Genomic DNA, 13,874 nt, shown 5'->3' on the forward strand with positions numbered 1-13,874 from the left:
CCGCGGCTTTCCAAAGGAGCGTCCAACCTCGCCGTAATGTGTCCTATTCGGTACAAAAGGATAGTATGTGAACGCACATCAGGTTCCACCACAGGGCATTGAGCTGTCGCATATGGAGCCGGTAATCTGGCACCGCTTCGTCAATCCGGCAGCCGTGCTGGCCATCGCCGTTTTTCTTGGTCTGGCGCTCGCCGGTATATTTGGCGGTCAGCCCCATCCGACCCACGTTATAGAAACACCCTCGGCAACCATTACACTTCAATTTCCCGAAACTCTGCGCAATGGTGAATTTTTCGAAATGCGGGCCAGCATTACCGCCAAGCGACCCATCCAGGATCTCGGTATTGGCATTTCCCACAGTTACTGGCGCGACCTGACCATCAACACAATGTTGCCGGCCCCTTTGGAGGAAAAGTCGGAACAGGGACGCTACATGCTCACCTATGGCCCGTTGAAGGCCGGCGAAACCCTGACATTGAAATTTGACGGCCAGATAAACCCACCCTTGTTTGCAGGGACCCGTGGCCAGCTATTTGTCATGGACAGCGACGACCAACTTGCCGCTATTCCGCTCAACTTACGGGTTTTCCCATAATGGATATCGTGGCCCGTGCGAGCGTCATGTTCGTTGTTCTTTATATCTTGCTGCGGATCATGGGAAAACGCGAGATCGGGCAACTTACCCCTTTTGAACTGGTGGTGATGATCGTTCTAGGGGACCTTATCCAGCAAGGCGTCACCCACAATGACTTCAGCCTGACCGGAGCCATTCTGGCGATATCTACCTTTGCTTTTCTCGCCATCATGATGAGCTGGATAACCTATCTTTTCCCGAGAGCGGAAAAGCTGCTGGATGGTGAGCCCCGCGTCATTGTCCGCGATGGCGAACTGTTGAAAGACAATTTACGCCGCGATCGGATAACCCAGAGCGAGGTTGAATCGGAAATGCGGTTGGCCGGCATTTCCCGCATGAGCGACGTCGCATGGGCGATACTGGAACCGCAGGGCAAAATCAGCTTTATCAAGGTGGACGGTTCCGACGTTAACGTCGATAAGGATGCCGCAACCGGTTAAGAGCCCGTCATCGCAAGAGCGGCCGGGATTTGGCGAGGTCATTGCGTATCGTCGTCGCGGCAACACCTCCCTCGCCCATTGCATGGCTTATCTGGTCCAATCCGATCACGACATCTCCCGCCGCATATAGGCCCGGAACGGAAGTGCGCTGATGCGCATCGACGATGATGCATCCTAGATCATTGCAACGGGCGCCCGCCATTTTCGCCAGCATATTGTTCACATCCGATCCCAATGCAGGATAGACAGTATCGAACGACCAGTCCTCCTGGTCGCAACGCACGATCACACCTCCCCCATCGGCACTGACAATCCGTGCCGGCCCCTTTACGACCTTGATCTGCATGTCGTGGGCCTGTTGCATCATGCTATCGTCAAGCGAATGCTCCGCATCCGGGCTGATCAAGGTCACGTCCTTCGTAAACTCGCGCAGGAAAATGGCTTCGTTCAGTCCACGCTCCCCTGTCCCAATAACGGCGACATTCTTGTCTGTGACCTCATAGCCGTCGCAAATCGGGCAATAACGCAACGCCCCTGTTTTCAAGGCGCTCTCATGCAGATTTTCGGCAATATCGGGTCTGCGATTGACCACGCCGGTTGCCAGCAAGACAGTCCGGCAAGGGACTTCACCCTCGCCATAATCCACACAAAATGCGCCATTTTCGCCCGTAATGCGCGTAACATGGCCTGTTATGATTTCGGACTTATAAAGTTGCGCTTGCTGCTGCATCCTGTGCAGCAGGGCCGCACCGCTGATGCCATCGGGAAAGCCGGCATGATTGTGGGTCGTCGGAATCCAGAGGGCACGGCTGTTGCCCGCATCGACGATACGCACCCGTAGATGGAAGCGGGCGAGATAAATGGCGGCGGTCAATCCCGCAGGCCCCCCACCGACAATCAAGCAATCGAGCATAGCGGTGGCCCTTCCCATTTGTGCAAATCTTATTTCGATCCGACGGGAACCAGCAGCGCCGCGCATTTGTTTCATGGTCGTAAAGGAACATAGAATGAGCACAGACGAAAAACGCGGTCCACTTGGTGATGCCCGCCCCGATTCCGGATCCACCCGCGACATCACCCCCAGCCTGCCGCCTGAAAAACCGGAAGATCGTGAGAATGTGGGAATAGTCACCCCCGAGGATTATCCCCTGGAAGACCGCAAGAAAGCGAATGTCGCCAATCAGGACTGACGGGGTCCCATCGGCGCGAACGGAGCCATAAACAGGGCTGCGCAGCCCACGGTTATGTCGTGAGCCCGGAACCTCTGCTCCGCCCAAGGGTTCATTCCGCAAAGGGAGAAAGTTATGGCAGCGCGACCCTATTGGAAAGGCCAGCTCCGGCTGGCACTCGTATCCATTCCCGTGGAGATTTACTCTGCCACGAAAAGCGGCGCATCGGTTGCATTCCGGCAAATCCATGAACCTTCGGGCAAGCCGGTGAAGTATCTGAAGTCCGTCCCGGGCATCGGTCCGGTGGATGCCGACGACATCATCAAGGGATATGAGTATGAGAAGGGTAACTTTGTCCTTCTCGAAGAAGACGAGTTGGAGGCCGTCCGGCTGGAATCGAAAAAGACGCTGGAGCTGACTTTGTTTGTTCCCGCCATCGATATTGATGTCACCTATTATGAAAAGCCTTATTATGTCGTGCCTGCCGATGATCTGGCGAACGAAGCCTATATCGTCCTGCGCGAAGCATTGAAGCGCACGAAGATGGTCGGGCTGGGCCAGCTTGCCATGCGCGGCCGTGAATATGTGGTTTCCGTTAAACCGTGTGGCAAAGGTATGGTGATGGAAACGATGCGCTATGCGGACGAACTGGCGAAGGCGCAAAGTTATTTCAGTGAAATCCCTGCGGACAAACCCGACGCGGAACTGCTCGATCTTGCCGAGAGCCTGATTGCCAAGAAAACCGGAGATTTCGATGCGGGCGCGTTCAAGGATCGCTATATTGATGCTCTCAAAGATCTGGTCGCCCGCAAGTTGAAGGCGAAGGGACGCAAGATCGTGGCCGACGATGAACCCGACATTGCATCGGCGAAGGGCAATGTGATTGACCTGATGGCGGCATTGAAAAAATCCTTGGAAAAACCGGGGGCGAAAGGCGGTAGCGCGGCCAAATCTTCGCAGAAAAAGCCGGCATCGCGGAAACGGGCATGACCCATGGCTGTCGATCCGCTTGGCCTCTATAATCAGAAACGCGATTTCAAAAAAACGTCCGAGCCCAAAGGCAAACGGTCCAGAACCAAAGGCCAAAGCTTCGTCGTGCAGAAACATGACGCGACCCGGTTGCACTGGGATTTTCGGCTGGAAATCGACGGCGTTCTGAAAAGTTGGGCGGTCACAAGGGGACCGAGCCTCAATCCATCCGACAAACGGCTTGCGGTCCGAACAGAAGACCACCCTCTGGATTATGGCACATTTGAGGGTGTCATTCCCAAAGGCGAATATGGCGGCGGCACGGTGATGTTATGGGATCGCGGGACCTGGGCCCCGGTCCCAGGGAAAAGCGTCCATGACCTGGAAAAGGGGCATCTGCATTTCACGCTTGATGGAGAGCGGATGCGCGGGGAATGGTTGCTTGTGCGGATCAAAGGCAAGTCCGGTGAGAAGCGGGAAAACTGGCTTCTCCGCAAAATCGACGATGCCTATGCGGGAAACAGCGATGATCTGGTCGAACGCGCTCTGACCAGCGTGGACTCTGGCCGGACGATGCAGGACATTGCAGCTGGAAGGGAAGTCGCCAACCCACGCAAGGGTGTCAAAGCCGGATCGAAGGCAATGCCCGGATTTGAACCGCCGCAACTGGCAACTTTGGTGGATCATGTCCCCGATGGTGGGGAATGGATGCATGAGACAAAATTTGATGGCTATCGTGCATTGCTCGCTATCGGCGGCGGCAAAGCCAAAGTGTACACAAGATCCGGACTTAACTGGTCCGACAAGTTCCCGAAGCTGGTCGAGACCGCCGCGGCTGTTGATGCGGCAAGTGCCTTGATCGATGGGGAGATCGTCGTCCTCGACAAAAACGGAAATCCGAGTTTCGGCGCGCTGCAAGACGCAATCAAAACTGGCGATCCGGCAACGCTGTTTTTCGCATTTGACCTGCTGGCGCTGGATGGCGTGGATCTCAAAACCCTATCCAATATCGAACGCAAGGAAAGGCTGCGTCCGATCATACCGGCCGAAAGTCCTATTCAATTTGCCGAACATATATTGGGAAGCGGCGAGAAGCTTTTGGCGGCCATGTGTTCGGCAGGGCTGGAAGGCATCGTATCGAAACGCGCCGATGCGCCTTACCGCAACAAGCGCACGCACGCCTGGCTGAAAGTCAAATGCACGCTGCGTTCGGAATATGTGGTGATCGGTTGGACCGACAGCAAATCACGCAAACGCGGTCTGGGGGCGCTGCTTCTCGCCGCGACCGATGGCAAAGAACTGCGCTACGCTGGCAGGGTCGGCACAGGGTTCAGCGAAGAGACAATAGCCACATTGCGCGAGGAACTGGACGCTCTTTCCATCGAGGATCCGGCTGTTGCGGTTCCGGCGCCTGCGCGGCGGGGTGCGCATTTCGTGAAGCCGAAGCTGGTCGCGGAAATCGCTTATGGATCTCTGACCGATGACGGCATTTTGCGTCATGCCAGTTTTATCGGATTACGGCGGGACAAGAAGGCAAAGGATGTGACTGTCGAACGCGCCGCGCCGATGCCCGCGTCTGTACGGGTGAAAATCTCCAACGCTGATCGGGTGATCTTTCCGGATGCCGATATTACCAAGGGCGAGTTGGCAGAATATTACGAGGCGATGGCGGCGCTGGTTCTGGGAACCGCGGCAGAACGCCCCCTTAGTCTGGTAAGATGCCCGCAAGGACGGGCCAAACAGTGTTTTTTCCAACGTCACGGCGCGGACAATCTGGGCGATGCCATCCATACCGTGGATGTGCTGGGCAAAGACGGAAAGACACGCGCCTATATGTATATTGCGGACAAGACGGGACTGCTGGAATGTGTGCAAATGGGCACGATCGAGTTGCACGGTTGGGGGGCAAAAGCCGGTGACATTGAACGGCCGGACAGAATGATATTCGATCTTGATCCCGACCCGTCGCTGAGTTTCGATGATGTTCGCAAAGCAGCAGTCGACCTGAAAGAGCATCTTTCCGATATGGGACTGGTCAGCTACCCCATGTTGTCAGGTGGTAAAGGTATCCATGTCCTGGTGCCGTTGACGCCGCAGGCCCAGTGGCCCGACGTGACCGACTTTGCCCGTCGATTTGCCAGCGCTCTCGCAGGCGCACAGCCCGAACGCTACACAGCCACCATGTCGAAGGCCAAACGCAAAGGCCGGATTTTCATTGATTGGCTTCGGAACCAACGGGGATCGACCGCAATACTCCCCTACAGCGTTCGGGCACGGACCGGCGCGCCTGTCGCTGCACCAATTTCCTGGAGTGAAATTGGAAAGGTCGGCGGCGGCGGGCATTTCAGCCTCACCGATCGGGAAGAATTGCTCAAACGGGCGTCGGGACTGGCGCTTAAAGGATGGGGCGTCGCGGACCAGCCGCTGCCCGAATATTGAGATTTGTTTGCATAGGGTTGGAACAAAGTGCCTTCTTTTGGTTTTTGCGCGTTAGCGCAAACTGAAACAAACCAAGTCAGGTGCGCGGGAGGCACATATCGATCCTGTATCACATGCAAAAACAACTGAAGCCGCACATGGAGATCCGTCCTTTCGTCTGATCGCGGATTCAGCGCCTGTGCCTATCTGGGTGACGGGGCTTGATCGCAAACGCACATTTGTGAACAGGGCCTATGTCGACTTCCTGGGATGCAGCTATGCGGAGGCTGTCGACTTTGACTGGCGGACCATCATCCATCCGGAAGATAAAGAGCGCATCCTGACCGAATCCCTCGCAGGAGAAGCCAGCCTGCAGCCGTTCGTTCTAATCGGTCGCTACCGGCGCGGCGACGGCGCGTGGCGGTGGCTCAATTCCAACTCCAACCCGCATTGGGACGCGTCGGGTAAACATATCGGCTTTATCGGCGTGGCCCATGATATCACCGAAGCAAAAACGGCCGAGCTTGCCATCCGTGAGCGCGAGGCACAGTTCTCGGCGTTCATCAACCAGTCGACCGCCGGCTTCGGGCAGGTCGACCTGGAAGGGCGCTTCACCCTCGTCAACGATCATTTCTGCACCATCTCGGGCTGGAGCCGCGAACAGCTTATGGAAATGAGCATGTACGATATCACCCATCCCGAGGACCGCGCCCGCAATATTCCCCTTTTTGAAAGGGCTGTGCGCGACGGCACCCCCTATACGCATGAAAAACGCTACGTGCGACCGGACGGGTCGATCGTCTGGGTGAACAATTCGGTGGCGGTGATTAACAGGGAAGACGGAACGCCTTATGGCGTCCTGTCGGTCACTCTCGACGTGACGGCGCGCCGTGAATCCGATGCGGCGTTGCGGCGGGCATCGGAAAGCATGCGTCTGGCAATCGAAGGCGCGGGCATGGCGACGTGGGAAATCGACCTTGCGACAATGGAAGGCCCCTGGTCGCCGAACCGTTTCGACATGCTGGGCTATCCCAGACCTGAGTCCCATCGCGCATCACTCGAATATTGGCTGGACCGCATTCATCCGGACGACCGGGCGCGGGTCGAGGAAGCGTTCCAGAAATGCTTTAGCGACGGTGCGGCTTTCGAAATTGAATATCGGATCTTGCGGGCAGACACGGGCCAGGAACGCTGGCTGCGCAGCCATGGTTCGTTGATTGCCAAGGACCATAGCGAACATGCCCGCTTCGTCGGTGTATCCTTCGACATTACCGAAAAGAAACTCGCCGAAGTGCATCAGCAATTGCTGATCGACGAACTTAACCATCGGGTCAAAAACACTCTGGCGATTGTACAAAGCCTTGCGCAGCAGTCGGTGCGTAGCGGTTCCCTTTCCCAAGAGGCGGCAGGTGCGTTTGAGGGGCGGCTAATGGCGTTGTCGGCCGCGCACAATCTTTTGACCCATGGCTTGTGGCAGCCAACGCCGATGAAATCGATCATCGAGGCTTGTCTGGCACCATTGATGCCCACGAACCAGATTTCCATCGAAGGCCCTCTGGTCATGGTCAGCACCCGTACCGCGATTACGCTGGCGCTTGCGGTTCATGAACTGGCCACCAACGCCGTCAAATATGGCGCGCTGTCGGTACCGGAAGGACGGATCGAGATTCGGTGGACATTGTCCGAAGAACGGCTGCTGGAATTGCGCTGGCGGGAACGCAATGGCCCGCCTGTGGCGAATCCCACGCGCCGCGGATTTGGTACACGGATGATCGAACGGAGCCTGGCAGCCGAGTTCAAGGGCAAGGTCGGACTTTCCTTTGCACCCGATGGATTGATATGCACCCTGAAAGCACAATTGCCGGAGAAAATAGCGTGAACATTCTGACCGGAAAGCGGATCCTCGTCGTGGAGGACGAGGTCCTCGTCGCCATGCTGCTTGAGGATATGGTGACCCAATTGGGGGCCGATCTCGCTGGCTCCGTCTCAAATCTTGAGGACGGTTTGGCCTTTGTCGAGGACCAGGACTTCGATGCGGCGATACTGGATATGAATCTGGGCGACTATGACAGCCGTCCTATCGCCGATAGGCTGCAGTCACGCGGAATACCCTATCTCCTCGCTACCGGTTATGGCGAGAGTGCGGGTAACCCGCATGGCGTGACGATCCTGGAAAAGCCCTATGTTATCGAGCAGATCGAATTTGCACTTCAATCCTTATGGGCTTGATCTCTTTGTAACGGCCGCCTTCTATCGGCTGCCATGACTTGGAGCGTCAGCGCCTTCGCCTTCGGGTGGCGGGGAACCGGGCGGAAATTTTCCGCCGCCTCCCTGCGGATCGCTATCATAATCTTCCGGATCGCCACTGCCGCCGGCGCCTGCTCCGCTGCCTTGAACATCGCCGGTACCAGCCTTGGCGCGCTGGCCACGGTTTGATGCTGCTTCGGCATCGTCCGGAATTGAGCTTCGTTTTACGATTGCCATGAATATCCTCCTGAATAGGTCATCAGGTTGAATTCGCCGGTGCAGATAAGGTTCCGCATAAGCACGGTGAGCGGTTGCGTGAACAGTGGCGGGAATAAAATCCGCATCCGGAACTTTCCGCCAAAGTCATGCGTTCCGGCAACGTGTTGCACGATAAGACCAAAGACAGGGAAATTTCGGACCAGACCGGCGTTGTGATCAACCCGCGGGAAGCAGCAGCATTCGCAGGCCTGCGTTACATCAGCGATGACCAGCCTGGCCTTCGGCGCAAAAGATGCGGGAAAGGTTTCACCTATATCCTCCCTAGCGGTCAGCGTCTGGCCTGCAGGGACACATTGGCACGTATCCGCAAGCTTGCCATTCCGCCCGCCTATACCGATGTGTGGATCTGCCCGAAGCCCGATGGTCATATCCAGGCCACCGGCCGCGATGCCAAGGGCCGCAAGCAATATCGCTACCATGAGCTCTTCCGGGAAATTCGGGACGGCACCAAATTCGATCACATGCTGGAATTCGCCCGTGTATTGCCGGACATCCGGTCGCAGGTGGACCGTCATCTGGCCTTACGCGGCTTACCGCGCGAAAAGGTTCTGGCGACAATCGTCCAGTTGCTGGAAACAACGCTGATCAGGGTCGGCAATGCGCATTATGCGCGACAGAATAAAAGCTTCGGCCTGACCACCCTTCAAAACCGGCATGTCGAAATTACCGGCAACCAGCTGCGTTTCCAGTTCAAAGGCAAAAGCGGCAAACAATGGCGCCTGCATGTCCGGGATCGACGGATCGCAAAGATCGTCAGGGCCATACAGGAGCTGCCGGGCCAGCAATTGTTCCAATATGCGGATGACGACGGCGTGCTGCGCGAAATAACGTCGGGCGATATCAATGACTATCTGAAAGCCATATCCGGCGCAGACGTGACGGCCAAAGATTTCCGTACCTGGACAGGCACGGTGTCGGCAGCCGTCCTATTAGCCGGGCTTGAGAGCGCAGCGACCAAAACTGAGACGCAGCGCAACCTGCGATCCGCAATTGAAACGGTCGCGGGGCAGCTGGGTAACACGCCCACAATATGTCGCAAAAGCTATATCCATCCGGACATCATTGCCGGCTATCTCGATGGCACATTGACGACAGAAGCCCTGAATAAAGCGCGGGTAAAAGGTCGCCGGGCTACCGCCATGATGACCGAGGACGAACTGCGCGTGCTGCATTTTCTGAAAGCCCGCGCGGTGCCAACGCAAATGCTCTGATCATTTCCCAAATTCCCGCAGAAGATGCCATTTCTGCAGCTTTTCCGCAAAGGGCATGGTATAGGCTGGACTGCTCGACGGAAGTGCCAGCACCTTCAAATGCGAAAATACGGATGCATTTTTCATTCCCATTTTGAACGCAGTGCCGCCGTTGAACGCGACGGCCTGCAGTTCGGACAAGTTCCGCAGCAACGATGGAAGATCATTTGCCTGCGACGCGCGCAATTTGCCGTCGAGACTGCCTTCGCGCTCGGCCTTGGCCACGACATCCCATAGCGCGATACCCATTGCTTTCAGCGCAACGAGCCGCGCGTCATAGTCCAGTGATCGCAGGCTGCTGTGAAATGTTGCGTCGAGCAAATCCCAAAACTGGTTGCGTGGGTGCGCGTAATATTGCCTTCGGGCCAGTGACTGCTCGCCCGGAAGACTGCCGAGAATAAGGAGCCGGGCAGTCGGCGAGAACACAGGGGGCAGGCAGGCTTTCACGTTATATCACCGGTCAAATTCTGGACATCGAGAATCAAGGCATAGGCCAAACAGGACGCTTGCGCCGTTGTTCCTTTAGATCCGTCTACAGGCTTTGCATCCGGACAGGAAACCTTGTGGGCCCAATTGCGTTACTGTTCGGGATGCTACGCACCGCGCGTACCCTCCATCCAAAAAAGAAAGACCTTTTGCATGGCGGATAATGTTAAAACCGGCCCCTCGCGGCGAACTGTAATCGCAGCGGGTGCTGTTTCGGCGGCGGCAACGTCAATCCCTGCCTATGCGAAGCCAGCGCAACTGCCCGGCAAACCGCCTATGCGTGTTCCGGTTAGCCTGGAGGTAAACGGACAAGCTAAAAAGCTGGAACTTGATACCCGGACAACACTTCTTGATGCATTGCGGGAGCATCTGAAACTTACCGGCACAAAGAAGGGATGCGACCATGGCCAGTGCGGTGCATGCACCGTCCTTGTTAATGGCGAGCGCATCAATTCCTGCCTTAGCCTCGCAGTCCAGCATCAGGGCGACAAGGTCACAACGATCGAGGGGCTCGGCACCCCGGACAAGCTTCATGCGATGCAATCGGCATTCATCAAACATGACGGTTATCAATGCGGCTATTGCACCCCAGGACAGATATGCTCCGCCGTGGCGGTTCTGGACGAAATACGGGCAGGTATTCCCAGCCATGTCCAACTGGATGTGTCAGAACCTCCGCCGCTGTCGAATATGGAATTCCGCGAACGGATGAGCGGTAACATCTGCAGATGTGGCGCCTATTCGAACATCGCTGCGGCAATGGCCGATGTTGCAGGAGGCGGCGCATGAGGTCCTTTAGCTATGAGCGGGCCCAGACACCCGAACAGGCAGCAGCAACAGTCGCGGGGAAACCGGGCGCAAAATTTCTGGCCGGCGGCACGAACCTTCTCGACCTGATGAAGCTTGAGATCGAATCGCCTACGCATCTGGTAGATGTGCAGGACCTCGATCTTGATCGGATCGAAGAAACGGACGATGGGGGCGTCCGCATTGGTGCGCTCGTTTCCAACACTGCCCTCGCCGCGCACCGGAAAATCCGGACCGATTATGGTGTATTGACCCGCGCGATTGTCGCAGGAGCCTCCGGTCAGCTTCGTAACAAGGCGACCACAGCGGGAAATCTGTTGCAGCGAACGCGCTGCCCTTATTTTTACGACAGCAATATGGCGTGCAACAAACGGAAACCGGGATCCGGATGCGCTGCAATCGCCGGATTCTCCCGCCAGCTTGGCGTGATCGGGACTTCGGATTCCTGCATCGCAACCTATCCCGGCGACATGGCGGTTGCCCTTCGGGTACTTGATGCAACCATAGAAACGGTAACGCCTGATGGTGCGAAACGCAGCATAGCAATTGCCGACTTTCACCGTTTGCCCGGCAGCAGTCCCGAGCGCGACAATGTGTTGGAGCACGGCGAACTCATCACCCATGTAACATTGCCCAAGCCGATCGAAGGCCGGCATTTCTACTATAAGATAAGGGACCGCGCCTCTTACGCATTTGCGCTTGTTTCTGCAGCCGGGATCATAGCGCCCAACGGTGCTACGCGTGTAGCGTTTGGCGGGGTCGCGCCCAAACCATGGCGGGTTGAGGCGGCCGAAGAGGCAATATCGAAGGACCGAAAGGCTGCCACCGCACAGATTTTCTCCGGCGCCCGTCCGACAGAGGAAAATGCGTTCAAAATTTCACTGGCCGATCGCGCGCTTGCCGCCGTTATCGCAGAAGCAAGGAGCTAGGCACGATGGAATTTAACGCTCCTGCAGGTCGCAATCTGTTTGATGCATCAAAAGTCGTTGGCAAATCGACACCACGCATTGACGGGCCTCTCAAGACCACCGGACAGGCACCCTATGCCTATGAACGGCACGATGTCGTCGCGAACCAAGCCTATGGCTATATCGTCGGGTCGGCAATTGCAAAGGGCAGGATTTCGGCAATGGACGCCGAGGCGGCGCGCGCAGCGCCGGGTGTCATTGCCGTTATCCTTGCGACCGAAACAAAGCCTGTTGGCAAAGGCATGTCCAACTACGCCCCGTTGTTCGGCGGAAGCGACATTGCCCATTATCATCAGGCGATTGCATGCGTGGTCGCGGAAACATTCGAGCAGGCCCGATCGGCCGCGGCGCTAATACGGACGAGCTATGACCGTAGTGCGGGAAGATTTGATTTTCCGAAACTAGCACCAGAAGCCCCTCTTGCGAAAGACGAAGAAGGCAAGCCCGATCGCCAGACTGTGGGAGATTTTGACAGCGCATTTGCCGCAGCCGAAGTTAAGATCGATGCGACCTATACCACGCCCGACGAAAGCCATGCGATGATGGAGCCGCATGCCACCATTGCCGCATGGGATGGTGACAAGCTTACCCTTTGGACATCCAACCAGATGATCAATTGGGGCAAGGAAAGCATGGGCAAGATTTTGGGCATGGACCCAAAAAACATCCGCCTCGATTCCCCCTATATTGGCGGTGGATTTGGCGGAAAGCTGTTTATTCGGGCCGATGCCGTCGTCGCCGCCCTGGCTGCAAAACAGGCGAAGCGGCCCGTCAAGATCGCGTTGCAGCGGCCATTGATGGCGAACAATACAACCCACCGACACGCAACCATACAGCGCCTGCGCATCGGTGCCGGTCGCGATGGCCGTATTACCGCCCTCGCCCACGAGAACTGGTCGGGAAACATCAATGGCAAGGAAGGTGAAAACGGAACGCTCCAGACTCCTGTCCTCTACGCAGGTGCCAACCGCCTGATAGCCAATTATATTGCGACCCTCGATTTACCCGAGGGTAACGCAATGCGTGCGCCGGGCGAGGCCGTCGGTCATCTCGCACTGGAAGTGGCGATGGACGAACTGGCTGAAAAGCTTGGCATGGATCCGATCGAACTGCGCATCCGTAACGAGCCGAAATCGACCGTTCCCGGCAAACCTGAAAAGCGATTTTCCGACCGCAACCTCGTTCGTTGCTTACGCGAAGGCAGCACGCGGTTCGGGTGGGATCGCCGGAAAGCAAAGCCGGGCTCTGTACGTGATGGACAATGGCTCGTCGGCATGGGCGTAGCCGCCGGTTATCGCGCAGCGCCCGCGAACAAGTCGGCAGCCCGAGTCAGACTGGATGGAAACGGCGGTGTCATAGTCGAAACGGACATGACCGACATCGGTACCGGAAGCTATACGATCATCGCCCAAACCGCCGCAGAAACACTGGGCGTGCCGCTGGAAAAGGTGAAGGTGACGCTCGGTGATTCAGACCATCCTGCAGCCGCCGGTTCCGGTGGCCAGTGGGGTGCGGCCAGTTCGACCGCCGGGGTCTATGCCGCCTGCGTCACCCTGCGGCAGAAGATTGGCCAGACGCTCGGCTTTGATGGCGATAAGGCCGAGTTTGCAGGTGGCAAGATCAAGGCGAATGGCAAGTCCTTTGATCTGGCGGAAGCAGGCAAGCTGTCGGTGGACGGCGGGATCGAATTTGGCAAATTCAAGGACGACTATGATGTCGGCACCTACGCCGCCCATTTTGCGGAAGTCGCTGTAAACGCCTATACCGGTGAAGCACGGATCCGGCGCATGCTGGCGGTATGCGACGCAGGGCGCATATTGAATCCGCTTTCCGCCCGAAGCCAGGTGATTGGCGCGATGGTGATGGCGGCAGGTGCAGCCATGATGGAAGAGCTGGTCGTGGACACCCGCTTCGGCTTTTTCGTGAACCACGACCTTGCCGGATATGAGGTTCCGGTCCACGCGGACATACCGGCCCAGGATGTCGTTTTCCTGGATACGCTGGACCCGATTATTTCGCCCCTCAAGGCAAAGGGAGTCGGAGAGCTCGGAATATGCGGCGTGGGCGCAGCCATTGCCAATGCCATGTACAATGCCACGGGCGTCAGGGTGCGGGAATATCCCATCACGCTGGACAAATATTTTGAGCGGATGCCGATGCTTACCTGACCCGAAGATACAGGGTCAGACTATTATCTATTCTAACCG

The 13,874-nt window shown here is 56.9% G+C and carries 14 protein-coding genes; 11 read left to right on the forward strand and 3 right to left on the reverse strand.

All coding sequences use genetic code 11. The annotated features are described in order from the left end of the window. The first annotated feature begins 67 nt into the window (after positions 1 to 67). A complete protein-coding gene (locus FOM92_RS08430; protein WP_143776435.1) occupies positions 68 to 595 on the forward strand; it encodes a hypothetical protein in 528 nt (175 codons plus the stop codon). Further along, entirely contained in the window at positions 595 to 1,074 is a 480-nt protein-coding gene (locus FOM92_RS08435) for a DUF421 domain-containing protein (protein WP_143776436.1), read from the forward strand. Before FOM92_RS08430 ends, FOM92_RS08435 begins: the two co-directional genes overlap by 1 nt. Positions 1,075 to 1,081: 7 nt before the next feature. Here FOM92_RS08435 and FOM92_RS08440 read toward each other — a convergent pair whose 3' ends face one another. Then, on the reverse strand, positions 1,082 to 1,987 hold the full coding sequence (locus tag FOM92_RS08440) for an NAD(P)/FAD-dependent oxidoreductase (RefSeq protein WP_143776437.1): 906 nt from the start codon (positions 1,985 to 1,987) through the stop codon (positions 1,082 to 1,084). Positions 1,988 to 2,081: 94 nt separating this feature from the next. Between FOM92_RS08440 and FOM92_RS08445 the strand changes: the two genes are divergently transcribed. From FOM92_RS08445 to FOM92_RS08465, 5 genes are all read left to right on the forward strand, one after another. Then, a complete protein-coding gene (locus FOM92_RS08445) occupies positions 2,082 to 2,264 on the forward strand; it encodes a hypothetical protein (RefSeq protein ID WP_143776438.1) in 183 nt (60 codons plus the stop codon). A gap of 114 nt (positions 2,265 to 2,378) precedes the next feature. Further along, positions 2,379 to 3,233, forward strand: coding sequence for a non-homologous end joining protein Ku (gene ku, locus FOM92_RS08450; protein ID WP_143776439.1), 855 nt, complete (start codon positions 2,379 to 2,381; stop codon positions 3,231 to 3,233). Between the two features lie 3 nt (positions 3,234 to 3,236). Further along, positions 3,237 to 5,651 (forward strand): DNA ligase D, encoded by a 2,415-nt coding sequence (ligD, locus tag FOM92_RS08455; protein WP_143776440.1) that lies wholly within the window; start codon positions 3,237 to 3,239, stop codon positions 5,649 to 5,651. A gap of 160 nt (positions 5,652 to 5,811) precedes the next feature. Next, positions 5,812 to 7,509 (forward strand): PAS domain-containing protein, encoded by a 1,698-nt coding sequence (locus tag FOM92_RS08460; RefSeq protein WP_281285622.1) that lies wholly within the window; start codon positions 5,812 to 5,814, stop codon positions 7,507 to 7,509. Then, a complete protein-coding gene (locus FOM92_RS08465; RefSeq protein ID WP_170226831.1) occupies positions 7,506 to 7,859 on the forward strand; it encodes a response regulator in 354 nt (117 codons plus the stop codon). The genes FOM92_RS08460 and FOM92_RS08465 overlap by 4 nt, the downstream gene beginning before the upstream one ends. 21 nt (positions 7,860 to 7,880) lie before the next feature. Here the strand turns inward: FOM92_RS08465 and FOM92_RS08470 are convergent, their stop codons facing one another. Then, entirely contained in the window at positions 7,881 to 8,114 is a 234-nt protein-coding gene (locus FOM92_RS08470) for a hypothetical protein (RefSeq protein WP_143776443.1), read from the reverse strand. 128 nt (positions 8,115 to 8,242) lie between these two features. Here FOM92_RS08470 and FOM92_RS08475 point away from each other — a divergent pair, with 128 nt between their 5' ends. Next, complete coding sequence (locus tag FOM92_RS08475; RefSeq protein WP_143776444.1) at positions 8,243 to 9,367, forward strand: DNA topoisomerase IB; 1,125 nt, start codon at positions 8,243 to 8,245, stop codon at positions 9,365 to 9,367. On the opposite strand, the gene FOM92_RS08480 is transcribed toward FOM92_RS08475, so the two are convergent. Next, complete coding sequence (locus FOM92_RS08480) at positions 9,368 to 9,832, reverse strand: DNA-deoxyinosine glycosylase (protein WP_246087229.1); 465 nt, start codon at positions 9,830 to 9,832, stop codon at positions 9,368 to 9,370. It abuts the gene before it with no gap. A 213-nt stretch (positions 9,833 to 10,045) separates the two neighbouring features. Between FOM92_RS08480 and paoA the strand changes: the two genes are divergently transcribed. The 3 genes from paoA to paoC are packed head-to-tail and all read left to right on the forward strand — an operon-like array spanning position 10,046 to position 13,835. After that, a complete protein-coding gene (paoA, locus tag FOM92_RS08485; protein ID WP_143776446.1) occupies positions 10,046 to 10,681 on the forward strand; it encodes an aldehyde dehydrogenase iron-sulfur subunit PaoA in 636 nt (211 codons plus the stop codon). Then, positions 10,678 to 11,628: an FAD binding domain-containing protein gene (locus FOM92_RS08490; RefSeq protein ID WP_143776447.1), complete on the forward strand. Its 951-nt coding sequence runs from the start codon at positions 10,678 to 10,680 to the stop codon at positions 11,626 to 11,628. Before paoA ends, FOM92_RS08490 begins: the two co-directional genes overlap by 4 nt. A 5-nt stretch (positions 11,629 to 11,633) precedes the next feature. Continuing rightward, a complete protein-coding gene (paoC, locus tag FOM92_RS08495; RefSeq protein WP_143776448.1) occupies positions 11,634 to 13,835 on the forward strand; it encodes an aldehyde oxidoreductase molybdenum-binding subunit PaoC in 2,202 nt (733 codons plus the stop codon). Positions 13,836 to 13,874: the final 39 nt, after the last annotated feature.

The organism is Sphingorhabdus contaminans, assembly GCF_007280415.1.
GTDB lineage: Bacteria > Pseudomonadota > Alphaproteobacteria > Sphingomonadales > Sphingomonadaceae > Sphingorhabdus_B > Sphingorhabdus_B contaminans.